Source organism: Halococcus sp. AFM35 (assembly GCF_051195015.1).
Lineage (GTDB): Archaea > Halobacteriota > Halobacteria > Halobacteriales > Halococcaceae > Halococcus.
In genome coordinates, this window is sequence record NZ_JBNTJU010000006.1 from 158161 (window position 1) to 183311 (window position 25151).

Genomic DNA, 25151 nt, shown 5'->3' on the forward strand with positions numbered 1-25151 from the left:
ATATATCGATTTGAGTTTCGATAGAGATTTTTTATAGATAGAAAGATTTAAGATACACTCGAAGAGTTAGATAAATGCGCATGAGCATACTCACGACCGAGGAGGACGTGACCGAGCGGGGAACGCTGATGATAGACCGCGACGAACTCGACGAGTGCGTCGAGATGGATGGCGTCATCGACGCCATCGAGGACGCCTTCGTCGCCTACGAATCCGGCGATGCGGTGATGCCGCCGAAAACGTACGTCGACCTCCCCGAGACGAATGGCGACTTCCGGGCGATGCCGGCGTACGTCGACGACGCGGCCGGTATCAAGTGGGTGAACGTCCACCCGGACAACCCCGAGAAACACGACCTGCCGACGGTGATGGGCGTCGTCATCTACTCCGACCCGGAGACGGCCTACCCGCTGGCCATCATGGACGGCACGAAACTCACCCGCTATCGGACCGGCGCGGTCGGCGGCGTCGCCAGCCGCCATCTCGCCCCGTCGGACGCGAGCACGCTGGGACTACTCGGGGCGGGCGAACAGGCGCGCGCACAATTAGAAGCGATTGCGAGCATCGTCGACCTTGACCGCGTTGTCGTCACCGACCTCGATGAACAGGCGGTCACGGACCTCTGTGAGCAGGAGGCCGACCGCGCCGACGAGGTGGTCGGGGGGACACCCGAAGAGGTCGCTGGCTGTGACGTGATCTCGACCACCACTCCCTCGACTGAACCGATCCTGCAACGCGAATGGCTCGACGACGGGACGCACATCAACGCGATGGGGGCCGATGCGGAAGGTAAACAGGAACTCGACCCGCGCATCGTCGAGGACGCCGCCGTCGTCGTCGACGACTGGGAGCAATGTTCTCACAGTGGCGAGATAAACGTCGCCGTCGCCGAGGGCCGCCTCGCTCGCGAGGATGTCCACGCCGACCTGAGCGAAGTCGTCAGCAGGACGTGCGACGCGCCGACCGACGGACTCACCGTCTTCGATTCCACAGGCCTGGCGATTCAGGACGTCGCGACCGCCCGCCTGATCTACGAGACCGCCGAGGAGCAGGGAGCCGGCTACGCCTTCGACCTCGTCGGCACGTAGCGAACGCACAGCCCCCGCGACTTTTCGAAGCGATGTCAGCGAGCGGTTCGACGAAGCGAGGGAGTGCCCGTTTCGATACGTAATGGGGGAGATTAAGTACATGTGTCGAGTATCTCCCAACCGCATTCAAGTATGGACGAACGTGACATCAAAATCCTCTCGGCGATTGCGAACCTCGGCACGGGCAGCCCGGACCGCCTTCACGAGGAGACGGACATTCCGAAATCCACGATTTACTACCGCCTGAACAACCTCCGCGAGGAGGGCGTCATCGAGAACGACCTCTACGACATCGACTACGAAAAAGTTGGACTCGGCGTCACCATCATCGCCGAGGTCATCGCCGAATACGACGAGGAGTATCACGAGCGCGTCGGCGAGAAACTCTCGGCCATCGAGGGTGCGGATCAGGTCTACTTCACGATGGGCGAGACGGATTTCGTCGTCATCGCCAGACTGGGCAATCAGGGGATGGTCGAGGACCTCATCGCGCAGTTCGAGGCAATCGACGAGGTGATGCGCACCCGCTCGATGTTCGTCATCTCGACCATCAAAAACGAGCCGCGATTGCTCAAGAACTTCGAGTTCGACACGCTCAAATCGATTGCCGAAACCGAGGAGTGATTACTCGAAGACCTCCTCGATTGACTCTTCGAGCGCCCCGACGGCCTTCTCGATGTCGTTCTCGTCGATGCAAAACGGCGGCGAGAGCATGACCTGAATCAGCGGGCGACCGCCGCCGATGAGGACGCCCTTCTCGCGCGTGCGGGTGAGGACGTCCGCGACGGGGTTGTAGCCGTCCTCGACGCGCGGGTCGACCACCGGCTCACCAGTTTCCGGGTCGGCGAACTCGACGGCCCAGTGGAAGCCGCGGCCGCGCACGTCACAGACGACATCGTGCTCGGCGAGGCTCTCGACGCGCTCTTCGAGCGCGGGCGAGAGTTCTCGCACGTTGTCGATGAGGTGGTCGTCGTACTCTTCGAGGGCGGCGCTGCCGGCCGCACACGCGACGGGGTTGCCGGCGAAGGTCTGGCCGATGTCCATCGCGTCCTCGCGGAGGGAATCGCCGAGTGTCGAGCGCATCAGCACGCCCGCCAGCGGCGCGTACGCGCTCGTCACGCCCTTGGCGAACGTTATCATGTCCGGTTCGAGGTCCTCGGTATGGCTGCCGAACCACTCGCCACACCGGCCGAAGCCGGTGATGACCTCGTCGGCAATCAGGAGAATATCGTATTCATCACAGAGGTCGCGCACGCCCTCGAAGTAGCCCGGTGGCGCGGTGAACGCCCCGCTGGACCCGCCGACGATTTCGGTGACGAGCGCGGCTATCGAGTCCGGTCCCTGATTGCGGATGACGTATTCGAGGTGGTCGAGCGATTGCTCGGTGAGGTCCTCGGGCGAATCGGCGTCGAAGGCGGCGTCGGCACCCCCGAAGGGAGGCAGGAACTTCACATTGCCGCTGGTCGAGGCGTGCGATTCGACCGGGAGGCGAATCGCGGGGTCGCCCGTGACGCCGGCGGTCGCGTACGTGCCACCGTGATACGAGCGCCAGCGGGTCAGTACTGTGGAGGCGTCCTGATACTCACGGGCGATCTGCATCGCCGCTTCGTTCGCCTCGCTGCCCGAAATCGAGAAGAACACGTCCGTGAGCGGCTGTGGGGCGACCTCGGTCAAATCGTCGGCGAGCTGGGTGCGTGCGTCGTTGTTCTTCGCCGAGGACACGTACTGTACGCGGTCGAGTTGCTCGGCCATCGCCTCGGTGATGGCGTCGTTGCTGTGGCCCGCGTTCACACAGTACAGCTGTGAGGTGAAATCGAGGTACTCCTCGCCCTGCTGGTCACGGACGTACGCGCCGTCGCCGTCGGTTATCGTCATCGGTTCCTCGTCCATATGCCCGAAGTGGGCGAGCACGCCACTTTCGCCCGTGCTGATCTGTTCGTGTTGGGCCATACTCATTCATTGGCCGCTAGGTATTTATAGATACTGGTTTATTTGAACTTCGATTCGATTTTCGGGATTTAATAGGATAGAAAGACAACCTAAACGAGAATAGCGGTATAGAACGACAATATAATGAAGCGACGCGAACACCGTCGGGACGGCGCGGGCGGGAGCGTGATGCTCCATCGCTCGCAGTTGGACCACCGACCGGGTACACGTGGGACGTCGAGATGGTCGAGCCGGGCGTTCCACGGCTGTGAGGCGGGCCAGCGCTGCGACGACGGCGCGACGCTTTGGCACACAGCACAGCATCTCACGACAGTTCGACAGACGAATATCACGAGATTCGAAATTTATAACCGTCTCGGCCAGCAACCCCGCCGACAATGATCGTCGCTGCAGTGGGCGAATCCGAACAGAGCGAACGGGTCGTCCGGGAAGCGCAGTCGCTCGCGGACGCCTTCGACGGGGAGGTCCACGTCGTTCACGTGCTCAGTCGCATGGAAGCGAAGAAGGTCAGACAGGACGCCGTCGCCGAAACGGCTACCGCACGGGAGGCCGACGACGGCGAGGAGGCCGCACGGGGGGTCGCGGCGACGGCCGCCGCCGGAACCGACGCGACGGCCATCGGTCTCATCGGCAAGGCGAGCGAGGCGATTATCCGGTACGCGAACGAACACGACGCTCGCTACATCGTCGTCGGCAAGCGCAAACGCTCGCCGACCGGGAAGGCGGTCTTCGGCAGCGTCACGCAATCGGTGTTGCTGAACGCCGACCAGCCCGTCGTAAGTATCATGTAATCATCACCGTCTGCCGCCGAGTCAGTGCTAGCGGGAGGGCTTTCGAACCCCATCGGTGCTATCGAGCGCGATGATGAGCGGCCGCCGCTTGCGTCAGGACTTCCACAAACCGTTTGGTCACGCCCGTCGATGGCGAACACATGGAGTACGTCACCGTCGACGGTGTGGACGTCCCCGCGCTCGGGTTCGGAACTGCCGGCATGGACTCCGAGGAGGAACGGCGGCGGGCCATCACGGCCGCGCTCGCGGCCGGCTATCGACACATCGATACCGCACAGATGTACGACAGCGAGTCCGCGGTCGGGGATGCAGTCGACGACGCCGACGTCGCGCGCGAGGAGCTGTTCGTGACGACGAAGCTATCGCGGAACAATCGTCACGAGACGGCGGTCGTCGAGTCCACCCACGACAGCCTCGACCGACTCGGCATGGAGTACGTCGACCTGTTGCTCATCCATTCGCCCGAGCAGGACGTTCCCCACGAGGAGACCCTCGACGCCATGAACGACCTCGTCGATGACGGGACAGTCCGTCACATCGGCGTCTCGAACTTCTCGGTCGAGCAGACACGGAACGCCATCGAACACTCGCCGGCACCGATTCTCACCAATCAAGTCGAGTACAGCCTCGCCACCCACCAGCCCGACCTCCTCCCCGTGTGCATCGAGGAGGACGTGCTGCTCACCGCCTACAGCCCGCTCAAACTCGGCGCGGCCCTCGACGACGACTCCCTCGAAGCCATCGCCGACACTCACGGAAAGACGGCTCGACAGGTCGCGATTCGATGGCTGCTCCAGCAGCCGATGGTCGCGACGATTCCCCGGTCGTCGAACCCCGACCACATCGAGCGAAACGCCGACGTCTTCGATTTCGAACTCTCCGACGAGGAGATGACTCGCCTCTTCGAAATCGGCGGTGGCATCGATGAGGACCTCGCGGCGCGAATCGGCCTCTGAGCTGCGTTTCGGACGCATGTCAACAGCGCGCTCGCTGCACGCTTCGGGCAACGCTGTTCGAGTGTGAGCGGACGGTGATTTCAGTCCTCGATTTGTTCCACGATGGCCGAACAGAGGCGGCTGTCCGCGTCGAGGAACCCCTCGATGGCCGTGTAGTGGTTGGCTCCCGGCTGTGGGAGTCGAGCGCCGTTGAGACCGTGCTCCTGCCACGCGGTCAGGAAATCCTCCGACTGGCGGCACAGTTCGGCTGGCTCGTCCGCGCCGTAGCTGACCAGCAGTGGCGGCGCGTCGTCGGGCAGGTGGCGAATCGGGCTGTTGCGCCGGACCTCGTCCCACGTCAGCTGGAGTTTCGGCTGGAGCCACGTGTACGGAAACGGTTCGAGGTCGAATAGACCACTTATCGTGCAGGCCCCCTCGATGACGTCGGCCGACCGTCCATATTTCCCCGCCCAGTCGGTCGTCAGCAGCATCCCCGTCAGGTGGCCGCCCGCCGAGTGGCCGGCGACGTGGATGCGGTCGCCGTCGGCACCGAACTCGCTGGCGTGGTCGGCGAGCCAGACGACGGCGGCGCGGGTCTGGCGGACGATTTCGTCGATTGAGACCTCTGGACAGAGCGCGTAGTTCATGACGACGGTCGTCACGCCAGCCGAGACGGGACCGCGGGCGACGAAGTCGAACTCCTCGGCGCTGCGGCTGTGCCAGTAGCCGCCGTGGACGAACAGGAGGATGGGAGCGTTCGGCCGGTCGGCGGGGAAGACGTCGAGACGCTCGGCCACCGTCGGACCGAAGGACACGTCGAGACGGCAGTCGAGGTCCCCACGAGCTTCGCGGCTCTTCTCGGTGTAGAACTCGGCGTACTCCGTCGCGTCCGCGACGCTCTCGCTGACGTCGTACTGGGCGTCCAACTCCTCTTGGGTTGCGAACTCCCGGTAGAGCACGGCGAGAGGTTCCGGCGGTCGGTATTTATCGGTTGGCACCGCGCGGCGGTCTGCCGAGGGCTACGTGACGGTTCCATCGGGGTCGAAACCCTCGTGCGCGCCCGATTCGGCGATGTCGGAAAGCGTCGCCACGAACTCCCAGACGTCGCCGTAGCTCGTGTACAGCGGTGCCGGACAGACGCGGACGACGTTCGGCGGGCGGAAGTCGACCACGGCACCGTGGGCGGCGAGTGCCGCGACGATTCGCTCCGCCGCGGGATGTTCGATGGCGACGTGGCCGCCCCGCCGGGACTGTTCGCGCGGCGTGCCGACGGCGAACGCCTCGCCGAGGCGCTCGTCGACGAGTGCAATCAGGTACTCGGTGAGGGCGAGCGATTTCTCGCGAATGGCGTCGATGCCGGCCTCGGTCGTGACGTCGAGTGCGCCCTCCAGTGGGGCGGCGCTCAGCATCGGAACCGTCCCGATTTGCCACGCGCCCGCGGTCCCAGCCGGCGTATATGTCGAACGCATCTCGAACTGAGTGTCCTTCTCGTGGCCCCACCAGCCGGCGAGTGCGGGCTGGGTGCCGAAGTGGCGTTCGTTCACGTAGCAACCGGCGATGGCTCCGGGACCCGCATTCAGGTACTTGTAGCTACACCAGACGGCGAAATCGATGTTCGAGAGGTCGTGCGGGACGACGCCGATTGAGTGCGCGAGGTCGAACCCACAGAGCGTTTCGTACTCATTGGCAGCCGCCGCGATACGCTCGATATCGAGCAGCTGGCCGCTGCGATAGAGCACCGACGGGAGCAGGAGGAGGTCCACATCGCTCTCCTCCAGTGTCGCAACGACGTCGCCTTCGCCAATCGTCCGTCCGTCGTCGCTTTCGACGACGACGAGTCGGTCGTCGGGGTCGAACCCACGCTGGCGGAGCTGGGCGCGGACGGCGTAGCCGTCGGTCGGGAAGTTGAGTTCGTCGATTAAAACTGTCGGCCGGCCATCGAGTGTATCGAGGAAGGTGCCGACGAGCGTGTGGATGTTCACCGTCGTAGAGTTTGCAGCGACGACTTCGTCGCCATCGACGCCGAGCAACGGCGCGAGGCGGTCGCCGAGGTACTCGCCGTATCGAAACCACGGCGGCTCGCCGTCGGTCCAGCCGTGGATCCCATACTCGCGCCACTCCTCGATGACGCGGTCGAGCGTCCGCTCGGCGTCCGTCGAGAGCGGTCCGAGCGAGTTACCGTCGAGATACAGCCCGTCGGCGGTGTGAAACCGCTCGGCGAACTCGGCAAGCGGGTCCCGCTCGTCGCGCGCGAGGGCTCCCTCGCGCGTCGCGTCGAAGGTCATATTGGTGGGACTCGTCGGATGTACAGTATTCTTTCGCTCACTCGCCTTCGAGGAACGCGAACGGCAGCCGTGTGGGGAGTTCGCCGTCGGTCGAGAGTCGGTAGCCCGCATAGACCACGAGACCGACGGCGAGCCAGATACCCAACAGAAGGAGGCTGCTCGAAAGCAGCGCCTCACCGACGTTTCCGGCGAGCAACTGTCCGAGAGCCGGTCCGAACGTCTCCGGCGAGAGCGTCTGCGAGAGGAAGACGAGCATCGAACCGGCGCTCACCAGCCCGATGACGGCGAGCGTCGCCGGGGTGAACTGCAGCCCGCTCTCCTCGTACAGTTCGGGGTTCACGTGAGGCAGGGAGACGAGCGAGAGCGCGTGGGCCGTGTACATGAACAGGAGTGCGGCCAGCGAGATGTTCAGTGCATAGGAGAACGTCGAGGTGAGCACGAACGCGACGGCAATCGCCCACGTGAGGGCGAGACCGATGTCGGGCGTGCCGAAGCGGTCGTTGACGTGCGTGAGCGTATCGGGGAGCAGCTGGTCACGCCCGAGCGCGTAGAGAACCCGACTCGGGGCCATGTAGCCGGCGTTGGCGGTCGTCGCGTACGCGAGCAGGCTGCCAACGGCGACGACTCCTGCTGTTCCGACCGGGAAGTACGTCGCGGCGGCGTCGGTGAGCGGCGTCTCACTTTGCGCGACCGCCTCCCACGGGAGGATGCCGAGGACGACGACACTCACGAGCAGGTAGAGCAAGCCGATGAAGAGGACGCTGCCCGCGAACACGCGCGGCAGGGTCTCGCGGGGATTTTCGGTCTCGCCGGCGGTCTGGGCGAGCGATTCGAAGCCGATGTACGAGAAGAAGAGTGCGCTCGTGCCGGCGACGAACGGGCCGACGATGCCGTCGGCGTACAACTGAGCGGGAAACAGCGGCGAGAAGTTCCCGGGGTCGATGTGGAGCAGACCGGGCAGACCGAGCAACAGGAGGACCGCGACGAGGAGACCAGTCATCAGCGCCTGCACACGCCCGAAGACGTCGACGCCGACGAGATGGAGGACGAAGAGGACTGTGAGAAAGGCGATTGCCCACCATTCGGCCGAGAGGAATCGAAGCGCGGGCCAGTAGCGGACCGCGTTGCCGAAACCGATGGCGAAGACCGCCTGTGCGCCGATGAACGCGACGACCTTCAGCCAGATGAAGACGTAGCCGGCGAGCGTCGAGTTCCACGTCCGCGAGATGTGCATGTAGGCTCCGCCGGGATGCTCGCCGAGCGGCCCGCTCATGTAGACCGCGTAGACGAGCGCGGTCGCGAAGACGACGGGAAGTCCCGCGAGAAAGCCGAGCGGGACTGCGGGACCCATGAGTTCGGCCGCCGTGCCGGTGACGACGAAGATGCCCGCGCCGACCATCGTGCCGACGATGACCGCGACGCTGTGTATCCACGAGAGGTTGCGACTGAGACGTCCTGCTGTACTCATCGATGTGCAGACAACGAAGCCGCCGCCCATCACCCTTGCTTTCCGGAGGCGCGGAGGTACCCGTCGCGCGAGTTACTGGACACGGTCGTATCGAGCGACCCGACGCGGGACGGTGAACTGACCGACACAACCGATAGCGGCGATGCGAATCGTCCCGATAGCGGTGTTTATAAACTTCTCCGAGTCGGCATGACAGTAGTGAGAGCAAACGCAGCTGACGGCCGGAACACTCGGGACAGGATTTCGACTACGTGGCCGGCAACGGCGCGCTAAGACGATGGCGTCGTCCGCCGAGGATGGTTCCGTCGACTACAGCGCCCGCGCACGCGAGGCGCTCGGCTACTCGCGGTGGTGGCAGATCGTCGCCGCGGCGGTGATGATGGCACTCATCAGCCCCTATCAATACGTGTGGTCGTCCATCGAGGGACCACTCGCGGCCGACCTCAATATCCAGCTGTCGGCGCTCGGACTCGTCTTCACCCTCTTCGTTGCCTTCCAGTCGCTCTCGCAGTTCCCCGTCGGGACGTGGCGCGACAGCCACGGCCCGCGCCGCATCAGCCTGCTCGCCGGCGTGCTTGCCGGCGGCGGCTATCTCGGGCTGGCTTACGCAACCAGCCTCTGGCAAGTATACGTGCTCTACTCGCTCGGGGCCATCGGCGTCGGCATCGTCTACACCGTCGCCGTCAACACGGCACTCAAGTGGTTTCCCGACCGGCGCGGTCTCACCACCGGCGTCGGCACGATGGCCTTCGCCGCCGGCAGCGCCGCGTTCATCCCCTACGTCCGTGCGAACGCGACCGTCGGCAGCTACTCCGCGGTGCTCCGCAACATGGGTCTCCTGATTGGCGTCGGCGTCCTCGTCGGCGCGGTCGTGCTCCGGGACCCGCCGACCGACTGGCTGGGCGGACGCACCGACGGCGGGCAGGCGACGGCATCCGCCCGTTCCGATAGTGACTACACGTGGCGCGAGATGCTGCGCACATGGCAGTTCTGGGACTTACTCACGATGTTCGCCTTCGTCAACACCGCCGGGTTGATGCTGACGGCGAAGGTGGTTTCGTTCGCCCAGCAGTTCGGTCTCGCGGCGACGGTCGCCACCGCCTCGGCGACGATTCTCGCACTCGTCGGCGGGCTGAGTCGCATCGTCGTCGGCGGCGTCTCCGACCGCTTCTCGCGCAGACGGTTCATCCTCGCGTCGGCGGTTCTCACCGGCTGTGGACTGTTCGCACTCGTCTGGTTCGCCCGCATCGGTTCGGGTATCGGCTTCGTCGCTGCCGTCATCATCACGACCTTCTTCTGGAGTCCGCAGTTCGCGCTCTTTCCCAGCATCGTCGGCGACTACTACGGCCAAGCCAACTCCTCCAGTAACTACGCGCTGGTCTATATGGGCAAGGTCGGCGGCGGCGTGCTCGGCGGCGTCGTCGCCGGCTGGCTCATCACGCTCGTGGGGTGGTCGACGACCTTCCTCATCGGCGGCGGCCTCTCGCTGCTCGCGGCCGTCGGCGCGTTCGCGCTCAGACCGCCCGAGCGGGCGACTCGCGGCGAGTGAGGGTTTCAGTAGCCAGCGACCGTGCCGTCCTTTCGGGGTTCGGTCGCGCCCGAGAGCACACCATCACTGATTCTGGCGAGTTGTGCGCCGCCGAACTGCGTCGGCGTGAGAACCCGGGTGTCATGGCCCATCCGGGCGAGTTTCGTCGCCAGATGCCCGCCGATGCGGCCCTCGATGGCGAGCGAGCCGTCCTCGCGGTAGCGCCAGCGCGGGCGGTCGAGCGCCGCCTGTAATGGAAGGTCGTAATCGACGAGGTTCGAAATCACTTGCACGTGGCCCTGTGGCTGCATGAACCCGCCCATGACGCCGAAGGCCGCCCAGTCCTCCCGGCTCTGGTCGGGTGCGAAATCCACGACGCCGGGAATGAGCGTGTGGAACGGGCGCTTGCCCGGTGCGAGGCTGTTCGGGTGGTCGGGGTCGAGCGAGAAGGATGCGCCACGGTTCTGGAGCGCGATGCCCGTATCGCCAGCGACGAGTCCCGAGCCGAAGCCGGCGAACCGTGAGTTGATGAACGATACGACGTTCCCTTCGCCGTCGGCGACGCACAGGAGCACTGTGTCGGCGTCCTCGGCACGGCTGTTGGGTACTCCGAAGCTCACGTCGCTCGCGGTCTGGCCAATATCGCTCGCACGCCGTGCGGCCCACTCGTCGGCAGCGAGCGCCGGCACGTCCTCGTATGATGGGTCGGTGATATGGCGGTGGCCGTCGTGGAAGGCGCGCTTGGTCGCCTCGGCGAAATAATGAACGCGCTCCGGCGATTCGAGGGGGTGGTCGCCGGCATCGATCTCGTCGGCGATGTTCAGCGCTTCGAGCGCGATGAGACCCTGATTGTTCGGTGGGAGTTCGTACACCTCCGCGCCGTGATAGTGCGTCGAGACCGGTTCGGGAAACTCGACTTCGAAGCCCGCGAGGTCGTCTTCGGCGAGGAAGCCACCCTTCTCCTGCACTTCGTTGACGATTTGTTCGCCGATTTCGCCCTCGTAGACCGCGTCCGCACCCTGTTCGGCAATCGTTTCGAGACTCTCGCCGAGTCGCGGCAGGCGAATCCGCTCGCCGGTCGCGGGGGCAGCGCCGTCGTCGAGATACGCCTCGGCAGCGTGTGGGTCGGTGAACAGTTCTTCGGCAGCCTGCCAGTGGTGGGCGATGACCTCCGAGACGGGATAGCCCTCGGTCGCGTAGCGAATCGCCGGCCCGAGCGCTGCGCCGAGCGAGCGCCGGCCGTACCGCTCGACGGTCGCCTCCCAGCCGCGTGCAGTTCCGGGCACCGTGACGGCATGGGGACCGAGAAACGGCATCCCGAGGACGTCGGTGTCGTCGCCACCATCGACCGCGGAGCCGCGATTTTCGGGGTACCACTCGGCGGACCTCTCGTGGTCGCGCACGGATTGCCGGACGTTCTCGATTGTCGCGTCGGCGGGCGCGCCGCCGCAGGCGGACATTGCACCGACCTCGCCGTCGGCGGTGCGATAGAGCGCGAATGCGTCGCCACCGAGTCCCGTACTGGTGGGTTCGACGACGTTGAGCGCGGCCGCAGTGGCGACGGCGGCGTCGAAGGCGTTGCCGCCCTCCCGGAGGAGTTCGACGCCGGCCTCGGCGGCGAGCGGCTGGCTGGTGGCGACGATGCCCTCGTTCGCGTAGACGGTCGAACGGCGCGAGGTGAAGCGGTCCAAATCCGGTGTACTCATGTGTTCGTTCGTGGTCTCTACCCTCCTAAAGCTGGCTACCCGAGGGTGACCTGATTGAACTTCTGTTTGTAGTCGCCCGCGATGCCGAACGGCGGGATGTCGACCGAGTTATACCAAAAGCGTGGCGTGACCTCGTGATAGACGGGTAGACTGGCCATCGTCTCCCAGTTGGCCTCCTCCATCGTCACGTACGCCTCGTTGCGGGCCTGTTTGGCCCGTTTCGTCGGTGCGGTGTTGTTCTGGATTTTCTTCCACGCCGAGATGGCGCGCTGGGCGGCCTGCGTGTCGGTCGGGCGGTTGGTGTACGACTCCGGCGACCGTGCACTCGTGTCGGAGGTCGCGGGGTTGAGGTGTTTGACGAACGCGTCCGGCGCGGCCCACGGGACGATCCAGCCCAGCGTGAACGCATCGACGCTGCCCTTTTGAACCTGTTCGAGCAGCGAGGCGAACTGCGTCTGCTGTATCTCCATGTTGATGTGGGCGCTCGCGAGCTTGTCCCGCAGCAGCCGTGCGGTTTCGAGCCATGTCTCGGACTGGTAGATGGTCATCCCGAGCGTGAACTGGTTGTTCGGCCCATAACCAGCGTCCTCCATCACCTGCTTTGCCTTCCCGAGCCGCGTTTTGTTGTAGCCGTATGGGTAGTTCCGTTTGGCATGCTTCTCGTAGGCATCCGGTCCACCGGGATAGACGCTCGGAATCGTGTAGTGGTAGGCCGGCAGCCCGCGGCCCTTGAACACCTGGTCGACGACGGTACCCTGATTGAGTGCGTACGCGGTGGCCTTCCGGACGGGTGTCGGGACGTTCGGCACGTTGAACCCGATGTAGAAGACCGATAGCGATGGGACTTCGAGGTAGTTCACCGTCGCACCGTTGCGCAGCGGCCCATAGGTGCCGAATCGACGCCCCTTGTCGTCGGTTCGCTCGATGGTCGCCTTGTTCTGGCTGTACTGGGCGGTCGGGACGTTGAAGACGTCGGCGTTGCGCTCCATCACGTAGTTGTAGATGGCGCTGGTGTCCTCGATTATCTGCCAGCGAACGCCCGCGATCTTCGGTCCCGTCCCGTGGTAGTTCCCGAAGCGCTCGACGCTGACGCTCGTGCCGGATTGGTAGCTACCGAACCGGAACGGGCCGGCCCCGATTGGGTCGTTGGCGAACTCGCCCTGTTTCATCCGTCCCTGATAGCCCTCGATGTCGCCGACGATACCCTCGGGGACGGCCGCGAACTGGTTGTTCGAGAGGACCTGCAACGCGGCGTGAAACGGTCGCTCGATGTCGAACCGAAAGGTATACTTGTCGACCGCCTCGGTGGCGAGGGTGTTCGGTTTGTAGGAGCCATCGCTGTTCGTCTCGTGGACGATGCCGACCGAATCGAGGATGTCCGCGACCGCCTGTGAGTTCGGCGACCCCGCCAGCCGCTCGTAGCTGTAGACGAAATCGCTCGCGGTCACCTCCGTGCCGTTGTGGAACTGGACGCCCTCCTTGAGAGTGAAGGTGTAGGTCGTGTAATCCTCGGAGACCTCGTAGCCCGAAGCGATGAGTTTCGTGACCGGGACCTCGCCGTTCGGATACGTCATCAGCCCGTCGAACAGCTGCGTGGTCACTTCCCCCGAGGCGGTGTCCGACGCCGCAATCGGGTCGAACGACGAGACCGTCGAGTTGATGAGGTCGAGTTGGTCGTTGGTGGTCCTGCCGCCGCCCCCGCCGTCGCTGGCGTTCCGACTGCCGGAGCCGTTCCCGGCGGTGGCGTTACCGCTGGAACCGTTGTCCTGACCATCACCGCTCCCGCCCGTACAGCCGGCGAGCGCAGCGCCGCCGGCGACCGCACCGGTCGCCTTGAGGAATCGCCGTCGTGTCTGTGTGCTGGTTGTTGACGATGTATCAGTTGCCATTGTACCACTCGCCACGCAGTGGTTCATCCATTAGAGCCTTTTGCCGAGAAAACCACATGCTGTCATGCGTTTTGCATCGATACCGAACACGAATACTGAACGATTGGTTTCGGTTTTACCATCCACAAGGCGGAGCTGTCAAATCGGTTTTGGCAGCGCGAAACCGATACGGAAAACCGTCGGATATGAATGTCTCACGCCTCAATCGGAAACGGCGAACTAACGGACGAACCCGAGCAGTTCGTAGTCCTCGTCCGGCGTGTACCGCCGAAGCGCCAGCGGCGTTTCGAGGCACACGCCTCCTCGGACTATCGCCAGTTGTACAGCAGGCGATAGTCCTCGTCCGGCGTGTACCGGCGGAACAGGAGGCTGTTCGACAGGACTGAGACGCTCGAAAACGCCATCGCCGCCGCGGCGAGCGCCGGCTGGAGCAACCCCAACGAGGCGAGCGGAATCATCGCGGTGTTGTACCCGAGCGCCCAGAAGAGGTTCTGTTTGACCTTCCGGAGCGTACCGTCGCTGATGCGAATCGCCTTCACCACGTCGAGCGGGTCGTCGCGCATCAGCGTGACGTCGGCTGCCTCGATGGCCACATCAGTACCGGAGCCGATGGCAGTACCCACATAAGCGGTCGCGAGCGCCGGCGCGTCGTTCACGCCGTCGCCGACCATCATCGCCTTCGTGCCATCGGACTGGATGTCGTCGAGGGCATCGGATTTGTCCTCGGGGAGGACCGCCGCGCGGACGTTTTCGGGGTCGATGCCGACTGCCTCGGCGACCGCGCGGGCCGTGCGCTCGTTGTCGCCGGTAATCATGTGCACATCGATATCCCGCTCGCGGAGCGCCGCAACCGCCTCTTTGGCGCTCTCCTTGACCGTATCGGCATCGGCCACCACTCCAAGCAGGGTGTCCCCGCGGGCGACCACCATTGCGGTCTTGCCCTCGTCTTCGAGCCGTTCGAGGTCCTCGGTCGCGGGCGTGGGGTCGATGCCGTTGTCGCGCATGAGCGTGCGGTTGCCGACGAGCACCTCATCACCCTCAACCGTCGCGCGCACGCCGTGACCGGGGACGTTCTCGAACTCGGTCGGGTCGACGCGGTCGATGCCGCGCTCGTCGGCCCCCTCCACGATTGCCTGTGCGAGCGGGTGTTCGCTGCCGGATTCGGCGCTCGCTGCGGCGCGGAGCACGGTCTCCTCGTCGATTTCCGAGCGCTCTTCGAGTACCGCGCCGCCGTCGGCTGCCGGTTCGCCGCCGTCAGTCATCCGTTCGTCGAGCGGAACGACGTCGGTCAGTTCCATTGCGCCCTCGGTGAGCGTTCCAGTCTTGTCGAACACCACGGTATCGACGTCCTTGGCGCGTTCGAGCACGTCACCACCCTTGAACAGGATGCCGCTTTTCGCGCCGATGGAGGTGCCGACCATCGTCGCCGCCGGCGTCGCAAGCCCGAGCGCACAGGGGCAGGCGATGAGCACGGCGGAGGCGAACACGACGACTGCAAATTCGAAGACCGAGACCGTGCCGCCGACCACCACTGGGCCGCCAGCGACCAGTCCCCATAGCGGCAGCCAGTTCACGAAGCCCGCGAGCGCCTCGGGGAACAGATACCAGACGACGCCCCACAGCAGCGCGTTCGCAATGACGATGGGCACGAAGTACGACGAGATGCGGTCGGCGAGATTCTGGATGTCGGGCTGGCGCGACTGGGCCTCCTTCACAGTCTGAACGATCTGCTGGAGTGCCGTGTCGGAGCCGACCTTGGTGGCCTCGACAGTCAGAACGCCGTTCTCGTTGATGGTCGAGCCGACCACCTCGTTGCCTGCCTCCTTCTCGACGGGCACCGACTCGCCGGTGACCATCGACTCGTCGACCGCGCTCCGGCCGGAAATCACCACGCCATCGGTCGGAACCTGCTCACCCGGCCGGACTTTCATCCGGTCGCCGACGGTGACGTCTTCGAGCGGGATTTCCTCCTCGTTGCCCTCGCCGTCCACGACGGTTGCGGTGTCGGCCTCCATCTCCAGCAGCTGCTGGAGTGCCTCGCCAGCCTGCCCTTTCGAGCGCGCTTCGAGGTAATTTCCAAAGGTGATGAACACGAGGATGAGCGCGGCGGTGTCGAAGTAGAGACTCCCCGCGAGCACACCGAGGAGAACGACGACTGAGTAGATGTAGGCCGTCGAGGAGCCGAGTGCGATGAGGACGTCCATGTTCGCCGTCCGGTTTTTCACGACCGATTTGTAGGCGTTCTCGTAGAACGGCCGCCCGAGCACCAACTGTACTGGGGTCGCAAGCAGGAACTCCACCCAGCCGAATTCGACGCCGAAAACCGTCTCGGGAAGCGCTCCGCCACCCAGCAGCAGCTTCTCGACCATGAACGCTATCAGGGGAAGCGACAGCGCCGCACCGAACAGCGTGAGTCGGAGTTGGCGGCGGATTTCGCCCTCGCGGGCGGCGTCGCGCTGGTCCTGTTCGTGTTCGTCGCCGTCGTCGCGCACGGGCGAGTACCCCGCGTCCTCGATTGCGCCGTAGAGCTGTTCGTGGTCGGTGTCGGCGGGGTTGAACTCGACGGTCGCCTCGTCGGTCGCGTAGTTGACCTCCGCCGCAAGCACGCCCGGTACGTCTTCGAGCGCTCCTCGATTGGTTTCGGCGCAGTTCGCACACGTCATGTCGGTGATGGCGATGGTGGTCGCGGCGCTCACCGCCTCGTAGCCGGCGTCGTCGACCGCGGCGTAGACCTCGGCAAGCGACACTTCGTCGGGGTCGTATTCGACGGTTCCCTCGTCGGTCGCGTCGTTGACGGTCGCCTCGCTCACCCCCGCGAGTCCCTCGATGGAGTCCGTTATCGACTGGGAGCACGTCGCACAGGTCATGCCCCGGATGTCGAGCTGGACAGTTCGGTTACTCATCGGTTGTACCTACGTGACCTACGTTTAACGCGGTTTCTGTTACGATTATCGCGCCATGCCCCATCAAAACCTGTGATTCGAAAGCCACTAGACGGGGCTCGACCTATCCCGTGGCTCCGTCCTCCATCCGCTCGTACTGCTCCGCAAAGCGCGTCTCGCAGGAGGGACAGCAGAACTGATAGAGGTCGCCACCGATGCGGGTCACAACGCCCTCGCTGGTCACGGTGTTGCCACATTCCGCACACGAGAGCGCGAACTCGGTCCCCTCGATGGACGGCATCCACTCGGCGTCGGTGAGGAGTTCGACGCCGTAGTCGGCGACGTGTTCGGTCTCCACCGTCCGGGAAAGCCACGCCGGGACGTCGCCGTCGGCGACGCGCGCGTAACAGAGGAGGTCGCCCTCGGCGGTCGTGAACACGTACTCGACGGCGTCGGCGTTCGAAAGCGCCGCACGAACGGCGTCGAACACCGCCGGTTCGACCGTAAGCGTGAGGAGCACGGGCACGCCACCGCCGAGCTGCGAGCGGTCGACATCGACCGTAAACCGCCGGATGACGCCTTGCTCCTGCAACCGTTCGACGCGGTCGGCGACGGCCGGCGGCGAGAGGTCGACCACCGCCGCGAGTTCGCTCCACGGCCGGCGTGCGTCGCTCAGCAACAGTTCGAGGAGTTCGAGGTCGGTCTCGTCGAGGTCGCGCACACTCACGCGAGGGCATGGGTAAATAAATATCCTTGCGCACACCGCTTTGGAATCGATTGTTCTCGGACGGTCGGACATGGCTATCGAAACGAAAACCCGATTGCGTTCGGACGCGTTAGAGCGGCTGTTCGGTGCCGACGCCGGCACTTTCCGCGGCTTCGTAGAGTTCGGCGGCCGTCGCGGCGTCGAGGACCGCGGTCCCGACGCTCTCGACGACCAGAACCTCCTCCGCGGACGCGCGGTCCGCCTCGCCGTCGAGCACCGCCGAGAGCGCCACGAAGTCCTCGGCCGAGAGGTCGGTCGCACGGACGTCGCCGGTCTCGGCGACTTCCTCGGGGACGTCCGCGAACAGGCGGGCGGCGCGCTCGAAGGTCGCGGCTTCGAGTTCCTGCGAGCGCTCGTCGTATGCACCGACCGCGATCACGAGCGCCCCCGGTGAGAGCGCGCCCGCGGGAAACACCGGCTCTGCGCTCGTGGTCGCCGTCACGACGACCGATGCCCCCGCGACTGCGGCTGCCGGCGCGTCGACGGCGGTCGCGTCGATACCCTCGGCGCGGAGGTCGGCGGCACACTCCTCGCGGGAGTCGCTCGGCGAGTACACGCACACCGAATCGAGGTCGGTGAGTGCGTCGATGGCGCGGGTCTGCCAGCGTGCCTGCGCGCCAGCGCCGAGGACCCCGAGCGTGACCGGTTCGGTTGCGAGGTCGCGGGCCGCGAGGCCGCCGATACAGCCGGTGCGGGCGTTCGTGATGGTGCCGCCGTTCATGAACGAGACGGGCCGGCCGGTGCGGGCGTCCGCGAGGACGACCTGGGCGTGAATCGTCGGGAGGTCGCGCTCGGGGTTGTCCTCGTGAACGCCGACGAGCTTCGTGGCGAAGTACGGGTCGCCGTGGACGGACGCGGGCATGACGAGACCCGTCCCGAGCGGGTCGGGACCGTCGAGACCGATACCGACTGGGTAGTGCGGGCGCTCCGGGCGCTCGACCTCGCCGCGGCCCTGTTTCACGAGCGCGCGTTCGACGACCGACGCGAGCGATTCGAGAGTGAGTACGTCCTCGATATCGTCGTCGGAGAGTACCAGAACCATATGCGGAACGTCGGCGGTCTTCGGGTTAGGTGTTGCTCCGCGGTGGCGGAGACGTGAGCGTCCTCGACAGCTCTTTCGACCGAAAGCTTACTCCGTTGACGCTCGATGGGTCCGGAATGGGCATGAACGGAGACCGTTCGGCGGACAGCGTACCGCACGGAAGACGAAAACGGGTAGGTGGCGATGTCGATGACCGGCCCGAAACGACACGAACCGGTCGGTGAGCCGGATGGACGAATCAGTCACGTTCACGGACGTCGAGGCAGCCCGCGACCGTCTCGACGACGAGTCGGTCGTCAAACGCACCCCGGTCGAACGGAGCACCTCGCTCGACGAGCTGACCGGCGGCGAGGTCTCCCTCAAGATGGAACACCTCCAGTGGACCGGCTCGTTCAAGACCCGCGGCGCGTACAACAAGATTTCACAGCTCGTTGCCGATGGCACTGTCGAGCGGGTGGTCGCGGCGAGCGCCGGCAACCACGCCCAAGGGGTGGCGCTGGCGGCGACGAAACTCGGCATCGACGCGACCATCGTCATGCCGACGGCCGCCCCGCAGGCGAAGGTCGATGCGACCCGGGGCTACGGCGCACGGGTCGAACTCGTCGGCCAGGACTTCCAGGCGGCGATGGACCACGCACGGGGGTTGGTCGAGGACGATGCGACCGCGTTCGTCCACGCCTACGACGACCCCGCCATCGTCGCCGGGCAGGGAACGCTGGGCATCGAGATGTGCGAGGATTGTGACGCCGATACCGTCGTCGTGCCAATCGGCGGTGGCGGACTGATTTCGGGCATCGGGACGGCCGTGAGCGAACTCGCCCCGGAGACGCGCGTCGTCGGCGTGCAAGCCGAGGGGGCTGCGACGGTGCCGGACAGCCTCGACAAGGGGATGCCCGTCACGCTCGATTCGGTCAACACCATCGCCGACGGCATCGCTACCGGCGGGGTTTCGGAACTCACCCTTTCGCTCATCGACGAACACGTCGACGAGGTCATTACTGTGACCGACGGCGAAATCACCCGTGCGGTGCTCCTGCTCATGGAGCGGGCAAAGCAGGTCGTCGAGGGGGCCGGCGCGGCGTCGGTCGCAGCCCTGCTGAGCGAGGACCTCGACGTCGAGGGCGAGCGGGTGCTGGCGCTGCTCTGTGGTGGCAACCTCGACATGACGATGCTACGCACGGTACTGATTCACGCGCTCACCGACCGCGAGCAGATACTCAGGCTGCGCGTGCGCATCACCGACCGTCCCGGCGAGATGGGCGAGCTGTCGAGCCTCATCGCCGACCACGACGCCAACATCCGGCACGTCCGCCACGACCGCTCGGTGCCGGAACTCGCCGTCGGCGAGGCGTATCTCGTCTTCGAGATCGAGACCAGCGGTGCCGGCCACGCCCGCACCGTCATCCGGTCGATACGCGACCACGGCTACGAGGTCAGTCACGAGAACGCCTGACGCCACCCATCCAAAACGCTATATGGGCTGCTGGCGACGATTGGGATAGCGATGTACGACCGCATCCTCATCCCCACTGACGGCAGCGACGAGGCGCGGAAGGCGGCCCGACACGGCATCGACCTCGCGAGCGCGCTCGGCGGGTCGGTCCACGCGCTGTACGTCATGGACCTGCCGGGCGTCCCGCGTGCGCTCTCGCTGCGTGACGACGAGGAAGCGGTCCGCGAACAGTACGAACAGTACGGCGAGCGCGTCACCGCGGCGGTCGACGACATGGCCGCCGAGGCCGGCGTCGAGTGTACGACCGCCATCAAGAGCGGGACCGTCCACGAGGAGATCGTCAGATACGCCGCCGACGAGGACCTCGACGTCATCGTGATGGGGACGGGCTATCAGGGACGTTTCGGCGCGCTGCTCGGCACCGTCGCCGAGAAGGTCGTTCGGGCGGCGACCGTGCCGGTGATCTCGACCAAGATGACCGAATTCGAATCACGGCCGTAGCGCGCTCAGGACAGCGCCACGTCGGTCGCGTCTTTGTTATACCCGAGCCAAACGCTGAGGAGGCAGGCCGCAAACAGCGCCGCGAGCGGCAGTCCCACCAGGAGACTGGCGAACGCACCGGCCAGCGTCAGCATATCGAGCCAGACGAGCGCGACGACGACGGCGAGCACACCGGTCAGGGTCGTTGCGATGCCGAAGGTGAACGCTTCCGCCGCGGTAGGGCCGGGTGAGCGACGAATGGCGGACATCGATGAGGTGTACGAAGACCGACGACATGAAAGTCGGGGTCGCGTTCCGGGCTGTCGACGGTCGGCTACGTGAACCGCCCGCGGAGGTAGATGACAATACTCGCGCTCACGAACAGCGCGCCGGCGACGCCGAGCCTGTCTGCGCTCATCAAGGCCACCGCGAGCATCATCGCGGCGGCCGCGAGGAGCGCCAACACCGCTGCCGGCGCGTTCATCGGTGTGGCTCGCTCCAGCAGCAACGTTCCCGTGCAGCGACGGCGCGAGTGCCGGTCGGCGTACGGGTCAGTCGTCGGATGTCGTCTCACCCTCCGAGATGTCGGTGACGACGTCCCCGCCGGAAGAGGTCACCGCGACCTCCTCGCGGTCGGTGATCTCCTCGATGTGGTCGGCGAACTCCTCGGATTCGAGGATGTCGTACTCGTTTCGCAGGCCGAGATAGACGGTATAACACATCACCAAGAGGATGACGGCGAAGGGAAGCCCGGTCGAGACCGCGGCGGTCTGAAGGGCGTCGAGACCGCCACCGAGGAGGAGAAGTGCGGCGACGCCTCCTTCCGTGAGCGCCCAGAAAACCCGCTGAATCTTCGGCACGTCGTGTTTCCCGCCGGAGGTCAGGTGGTCGACCACCAGCGACCCCGAGTCCGAGGAGGTGACGAAGAAGGTTATCACGAGGACGGTGGCGATGATCGACGAGAGCGCGCCGAGGGGATACTGCGAGAGCATCGAGAACATGGCGATGGTCTGGCCCTGATTCGACAGCGCCGCGAGGATGCCGGCACCGCCGAGCTGGGCCGACAGCGCCGACCCGCCGAAGGTCGCCAGCCAGACGAACGAAAACAGCGAGGGGAGCACGAGCACGCCGAAGACGAACTCGCGGATGGTTCTCCCTTTGGAGATGCGTGCAATGAACATGCCTACAAATGGTGACCACGATATCCACCAGCCCCAGTAGAAAATCGTCCACGAGCCGAGAAACTCCTTCGCGCCCTCGCCGGCGGCGAACGCGGCGGTGAAGAGGCTCAGGCCGGGCAGGTTGACGAGGTAAGTGCCGAGGCCGCCGACGAGCGCGTCGAGAATATAGATGGTCGGGCCGACGACGAGCAGGAAGCCGAGCATCGCGAACATGAGATAGAGGTTGAGGGTGCTCAGGCGCTTGACGCCGCCTTCGAGACCCGCGGCCACCGACGCGGTGGCGACGAGCGTGATACCGGCGATGAGCGCCACCTGTGGCCACGTCCCGACCGGGACGCTCGCACCGAACAGTTGGCCGGCGACGACGTCGAGGCCCGTGTTCACCTGTGCGACGCCCAGCCCGAGCGAGGTCGACAGACCGAACAGGGTGGCGAAGACCGTGACGAGGTCGATGACGTGGCCCGGCCAGCCGTAGATGCGTTCGCCGAGCAGCGGCCAGAAGATCGACCGGAAGGTGAGGGGCAGGCCGCGGTTGAACGAGAAGAAGGCGAGTCCGAGACCGACGAGCGCGTAGACCGCCCACGGGTGAATACCCCAGTGGAAGAAGGTCTGGGCCAGCGCCGGCCCGGCCGCGGCGGCGGTGTTCGCCTGTGCGCTGCCAGCGCCGGCGAAGAAGGGCGGGATGTCGTCGAAGAAGTACATCGGCTCGGCGACGCTGAAGAACATGAGACCGATACCCATGCCGGCGCTGAACAGCATCGCCATCCACGAGAACGTGCTGAACTCCGTTTCGGCCTCGACGCCGCCGATGCGTATCTGGCCGTACTTGCTCACCGCGAAGTACAGGACTGTGACGATGAAGACGTTCGCCGCGAGGATGTAAAACCAGCCGAAATACTTGTTGATAGCGTTGAAAACGTTCGTGTAGACGGTGGCCGCTTGGTCGCCGAGCAGTATCGTCGCGGCGACGAACAGCGCGATGAGTGCCAGCGCGACCGGAAAGACGACGGGGTGGATGTCGAAACCGAATCCCTGATAGTTCGTATCGCCCGGCTCGCGGTCGGAGTCGGGGTGAAACAGTTCGACCTGCAACCCTTCGGACATCTCGCCGGTGGTCTCCTCGGAGTCAGCCATCGCCGTGCTCCGTGTGAAGGCCGCGCTCGGTGTCGTGTGGGAAGTCCATCACTCGTGTCATATTTTTGACTTTTGAGTGGTGCATGCTCTGGTATGTCGTCGTTTCAGTGAGTGTTCGGCCAGCGAATCGTCGGTTGATGGGCGTGCGCGTGACGCATCGGACCAATGTCCAACCAGCCGTATAACCCTTCCGCTCGCGTCGAGGCTGACGGTCGAACGTCCGTGACGGCCCACCGGTGGAGGGTGACCATAGCGCCGCCGACCGTGAGGGCGACGGCGATGAGCGCCGTCCCGGGTTCGATGGGAACGGTACGATGCAACAGGGTTATATGAACTGAATGTTCAGTTAGTGTAATCGATGGACGCGATACGAGTCGACGGACTGACCAAGGAGTTCGGGACGGTCACGGCGGTCGACGACCTGTCCTTCGGCGTCGAGAGCGGCGAGATATTCGGGCTGCTCGGGCCGAACGGCGCGGGCAAATCGACGCTCATCAACATGCTCGTGACGCTGTTGGACGCGACGTCGGGCACCGCGTACGTCAACGGCCACGACATCAACGACGAGACCGGGGCCGTGCGCGACAGTTTGGGAATCGTCTTCCAGGAGCCGGCGGTCGACGAGGAACTCACGGGTGCCGAGAACCTCGCCTTTCACGCCAGAATGTATGGGAAAGGAAGGGCCGAGCGCGAGCGACGCATCCCGGACGTGCTCGACCTCGTCGACCTCGCCGAGGAGGCCGACGATCCCGTCGAGAGCTATTCGGGCGGGATGCAGCGTCGCCTCGAAATCGGTCGCGGACTGATGCACGAACCGGAGGTACTCTTCCTCGACGAACCCACCACCGGACTCGACGCGCGCACCCGCCGGGACACCTGGGAGTACATCCAACGGCTCAACGAACAGTCGAACGTGACCATCGTTATCACGACCCACTACATGGACGAGGCGGACTTCCTCTGCGAACGGGTCGCCATCATGGACCACGGTGAAATCGTCGCGGTCGATACCCCCGAGGCGCTCAAGGATTCCCTCGGGGGCGACGTCGTCACGCTCGGGCTGGAGAACGCGGGTCGAGAACTGTTCGCTCGCCTCGACGAGCAGCCGTGGGTGCGCGAGTACACCGAGACCGACGACGGCGTCGCGGTCACGATGGCCCACGGCGACAGGCGGGTCGCCGACCTCGTTCGCCTCGCCGACGAGGCGGGTGCGGCCATCGCCTCGGTGGACCTTCGGAAACCGAGCCTCGAAAACGTCTTCCTCTCGCTGACCGGGAGCACCTTCACCGAGCGCGAAGCCGACGATGCCGACCGGCAAGCGGACGACGCCGGGAACCGGGCGGCCGAAGCCGCGGAGGTCGCCGAATGAGCCTCGTCGACCCGCTCGGGGTCTACGGGCTGTGGCTCCGGGACGTCAAACGGTTCCTGCGGACGCCCTCCCAGATAATCGGTTCGTTGACGTTTCCGCTGATGTTTCTGGTCTTTCTCGGTTTCGGCTTCAGCGGCGCAGCCATCCCCGGTCTCCCGGCCGGCGTCGACTATCTCCAGTACCTCGTGCCCGGCATCATGGGCTTCACCATGCTTCTTGGGGCGTCGTTCGCCGGATTGGCGATACTCTCCGACCAGGACGTGGGATTTCTGAAGGAAATCCTCGTCGCACCGGTGAGTCGCACCTCCATCGTGCTGGGTCGCATCGCCGGCGGCTCGACGACGGCCATCGTCCAGGCCGTGCTCATCCTCGCCCTCTCGATTCCGCTCGGTTTCGAGCTTGCCGGCTGGCTGTCGATACCGCTGGCGGCGGTCTTTCTCGTCCTCATCGCGGTCACGTTCGTCGGGTTCGGCATCGCGCTGGCCTCGCAGTTCTCCGACAGCGAGGGCTTTTCGCTCATCGTCCAGTTCATCGTCTTTCCCCTGTTCTTCCTCTCGGGGGCGATCTACCCCATCTCGGGCCTGCCGCAAGTCGTGCAGTACATCGCGCTCATCAACCCGCTGACCTACGGTGTCGACGGGCTTCGCGCCGCGCTGGTGGGCGCATCCACGTACCCGGTAGTGGTCGATTTCGGCGCGCTCGTGGTCTCCTCGGTCGTGATGGTCTCGCTCGGTGCATACCTCTTCGAGCGCGTCGAGGCCGTCTGACTCGTTGAAAGACCGATGTCGCCCCTCTCGTCGCGGTCGAGAGCCTACTAGATGGCCGTCTCGGTCGACGCACTCCCCCCTGTCGCCATCATCGGTCAGACCACGGCAATATCCGGGATTGAGGACACACAGTTATGTAACCAGTGGCTCATCGACTGCGCATGGTCGAGCTGCTCGTCGAGAACGGCCGTATCGTGACGATGAACCCGACTCGCGAAACCATCGACGACGGCGCAGTCGCCATCGATGACGGCGAAATCGTCGATGTCGGGTCGACGACGGACGTCACTGACCGATACGACGGTGACCGAGTCGTCGACGCGACCGGTCATGCGGTCCTTCCCGGATTCATCGACCCACCATCCGTGTTCGGTTAAGGAGTGAAACACGTAGACAGCGCTGGCGTGATGGGCTTATCGTCAGAAACCGCGTAGAGA

Annotated in this window: 22 protein-coding genes; 10 read left to right on the forward strand and 12 right to left on the reverse strand. The window is 65.1% G+C overall.

The genetic code is table 11. From position 1 onward, the window contains the following. The first annotated feature begins 80 nt into the window (after positions 1 to 80). Positions 81 to 1088, forward strand: coding sequence for an ornithine cyclodeaminase family protein (locus ACQUQO_RS07080; protein WP_435077266.1), 1008 nt, complete (start codon positions 81 to 83; stop codon positions 1086 to 1088). 132 nt (positions 1089 to 1220) lie between these two features. Continuing rightward, positions 1221 to 1712, forward strand: coding sequence for an Lrp/AsnC family transcriptional regulator (locus ACQUQO_RS07085; RefSeq protein ID WP_435077267.1), 492 nt, complete (start codon positions 1221 to 1223; stop codon positions 1710 to 1712). Here ACQUQO_RS07085 and ACQUQO_RS07090 read toward each other — a convergent pair whose 3' ends face one another. Beyond that, on the reverse strand, positions 1713 to 3038 hold the full coding sequence (locus tag ACQUQO_RS07090) for an aspartate aminotransferase family protein (RefSeq protein ID WP_435077268.1): 1326 nt from the start codon (positions 3036 to 3038) through the stop codon (positions 1713 to 1715). It lies immediately after the preceding gene. A 377-nt stretch (positions 3039 to 3415) separates the two neighbouring features. Between ACQUQO_RS07090 and ACQUQO_RS07095 the strand changes: the two genes are divergently transcribed. Both ACQUQO_RS07095 and ACQUQO_RS07100 read left to right on the forward strand, forming a co-directional pair. Further along, positions 3416 to 3829 carry a universal stress protein gene (locus ACQUQO_RS07095; protein WP_435077269.1) on the forward strand — a complete coding sequence of 138 codons (414 nt, stop codon included), beginning with the start codon at positions 3416 to 3418 and terminating at the stop codon, positions 3827 to 3829. Positions 3830 to 3969: 140 nt separating this feature from the next. Beyond that, positions 3970 to 4785, forward strand: a complete 816-nt coding sequence (locus ACQUQO_RS07100) for an aldo/keto reductase (protein WP_435077270.1) — start codon at positions 3970 to 3972, stop codon at positions 4783 to 4785. An 80-nt stretch (positions 4786 to 4865) separates the two neighbouring features. Here ACQUQO_RS07100 and ACQUQO_RS07105 read toward each other — a convergent pair whose 3' ends face one another. The 3 genes from ACQUQO_RS07105 to ACQUQO_RS07115 are packed head-to-tail and all read right to left on the reverse strand — an operon-like array spanning position 4866 to position 8517. Continuing rightward, the gene (locus ACQUQO_RS07105) at positions 4866 to 5762 is read right to left on the reverse strand and encodes an alpha/beta hydrolase (protein WP_435077271.1); all 897 of its coding nucleotides are present in this window, start codon (positions 5760 to 5762) and stop codon (positions 4866 to 4868) included. 21 nt (positions 5763 to 5783) lie between these two features. After that, positions 5784 to 7049, reverse strand: a complete 1266-nt coding sequence (gene kynU / locus ACQUQO_RS07110) for a kynureninase (RefSeq protein WP_435077272.1) — start codon at positions 7047 to 7049, stop codon at positions 5784 to 5786. A gap of 37 nt (positions 7050 to 7086) precedes the next feature. Further along, positions 7087 to 8517, reverse strand: a complete 1431-nt coding sequence (locus ACQUQO_RS07115; RefSeq protein WP_435077273.1) for an APC family permease — start codon at positions 8515 to 8517, stop codon at positions 7087 to 7089. A 277-nt stretch (positions 8518 to 8794) separates the two neighbouring features. Between ACQUQO_RS07115 and ACQUQO_RS07120 the strand changes: the two genes are divergently transcribed. Then, complete coding sequence (locus ACQUQO_RS07120; protein WP_435077274.1) at positions 8795 to 10066, forward strand: OFA family MFS transporter; 1272 nt, start codon at positions 8795 to 8797, stop codon at positions 10064 to 10066. Between the two features lie 5 nt (positions 10067 to 10071). Here ACQUQO_RS07120 and ACQUQO_RS07125 read toward each other — a convergent pair whose 3' ends face one another. The 5 genes from ACQUQO_RS07125 to ACQUQO_RS07145 all read right to left on the reverse strand — a co-directional run bounded on the left by ACQUQO_RS07125 (position 10072) and on the right by ACQUQO_RS07145 (position 18330). Beyond that, entirely contained in the window at positions 10072 to 11751 is a 1680-nt protein-coding gene (locus tag ACQUQO_RS07125) for a gamma-glutamyltransferase family protein (protein ID WP_435077275.1), read from the reverse strand. Positions 11752 to 11786: 35 nt separating this feature from the next. Further along, complete coding sequence (locus ACQUQO_RS07130) at positions 11787 to 13640, reverse strand: ABC transporter substrate-binding protein (protein ID WP_435077276.1); 1854 nt, start codon at positions 13638 to 13640, stop codon at positions 11787 to 11789. Between the two features lie 308 nt (positions 13641 to 13948). Beyond that, positions 13949 to 16543 carry a heavy metal translocating P-type ATPase gene (locus ACQUQO_RS07135; RefSeq protein ID WP_435077277.1) on the reverse strand — a complete coding sequence of 865 codons (2595 nt, stop codon included), beginning with the start codon at positions 16541 to 16543 and terminating at the stop codon, positions 13949 to 13951. 103 nt (positions 16544 to 16646) lie between these two features. Continuing rightward, positions 16647 to 17243: an AsnC family transcriptional regulator gene (locus ACQUQO_RS07140; protein WP_435077278.1), complete on the reverse strand. Its 597-nt coding sequence runs from the start codon at positions 17241 to 17243 to the stop codon at positions 16647 to 16649. Between the two features lie 115 nt (positions 17244 to 17358). Next, positions 17359 to 18330, reverse strand: coding sequence for an ornithine cyclodeaminase family protein (locus ACQUQO_RS07145; protein WP_435077279.1), 972 nt, complete (start codon positions 18328 to 18330; stop codon positions 17359 to 17361). Positions 18331 to 18559: 229 nt separating this feature from the next. On the opposite strand from ACQUQO_RS07145, the gene ilvA reads away from it, so the two are divergent. Next, on the forward strand, positions 18560 to 19783 hold the full coding sequence (gene ilvA / locus ACQUQO_RS07150; RefSeq protein WP_435077280.1) for a threonine ammonia-lyase: 1224 nt from the start codon (positions 18560 to 18562) through the stop codon (positions 19781 to 19783). Between the two features lie 51 nt (positions 19784 to 19834). After that, positions 19835 to 20284: a universal stress protein gene (locus ACQUQO_RS07155; RefSeq protein WP_435077281.1), complete on the forward strand. Its 450-nt coding sequence runs from the start codon at positions 19835 to 19837 to the stop codon at positions 20282 to 20284. Positions 20285 to 20289: 5 nt separating this feature from the next. Here ACQUQO_RS07155 and ACQUQO_RS07160 read toward each other — a convergent pair whose 3' ends face one another. From ACQUQO_RS07160 to ACQUQO_RS07170, 3 genes are all read right to left on the reverse strand, one after another. Continuing rightward, the gene (locus ACQUQO_RS07160) at positions 20290 to 20532 is read right to left on the reverse strand and encodes a hypothetical protein (protein WP_435077282.1); all 243 of its coding nucleotides are present in this window, start codon (positions 20530 to 20532) and stop codon (positions 20290 to 20292) included. Between the two features lie 65 nt (positions 20533 to 20597). After that, a complete protein-coding gene (locus tag ACQUQO_RS07165; protein WP_435077283.1) occupies positions 20598 to 20747 on the reverse strand; it encodes a hypothetical protein in 150 nt (49 codons plus the stop codon). A gap of 67 nt (positions 20748 to 20814) precedes the next feature. Continuing rightward, positions 20815 to 22578, reverse strand: a complete 1764-nt coding sequence (locus ACQUQO_RS07170; protein WP_435077284.1) for a BCCT family transporter — start codon at positions 22576 to 22578, stop codon at positions 20815 to 20817. A 358-nt stretch (positions 22579 to 22936) separates the two neighbouring features. On the opposite strand from ACQUQO_RS07170, the gene ACQUQO_RS07175 reads away from it, so the two are divergent. From ACQUQO_RS07175 to ACQUQO_RS07185, 3 genes are all read left to right on the forward strand, one after another. Beyond that, complete coding sequence (locus ACQUQO_RS07175) at positions 22937 to 23947, forward strand: ATP-binding cassette domain-containing protein (RefSeq protein WP_435077285.1); 1011 nt, start codon at positions 22937 to 22939, stop codon at positions 23945 to 23947. After that, positions 23944 to 24714, forward strand: a complete 771-nt coding sequence (locus tag ACQUQO_RS07180; protein ID WP_435077286.1) for an ABC transporter permease — start codon at positions 23944 to 23946, stop codon at positions 24712 to 24714. Before ACQUQO_RS07175 ends, ACQUQO_RS07180 begins: the two co-directional genes overlap by 4 nt. 161 nt (positions 24715 to 24875) lie before the next feature. Continuing rightward, a complete protein-coding gene (locus ACQUQO_RS07185) occupies positions 24876 to 25091 on the forward strand; it encodes an amidohydrolase family protein (protein ID WP_435077287.1) in 216 nt (71 codons plus the stop codon). The last annotated feature ends 60 nt before the right edge of the window (positions 25092 to 25151 follow it).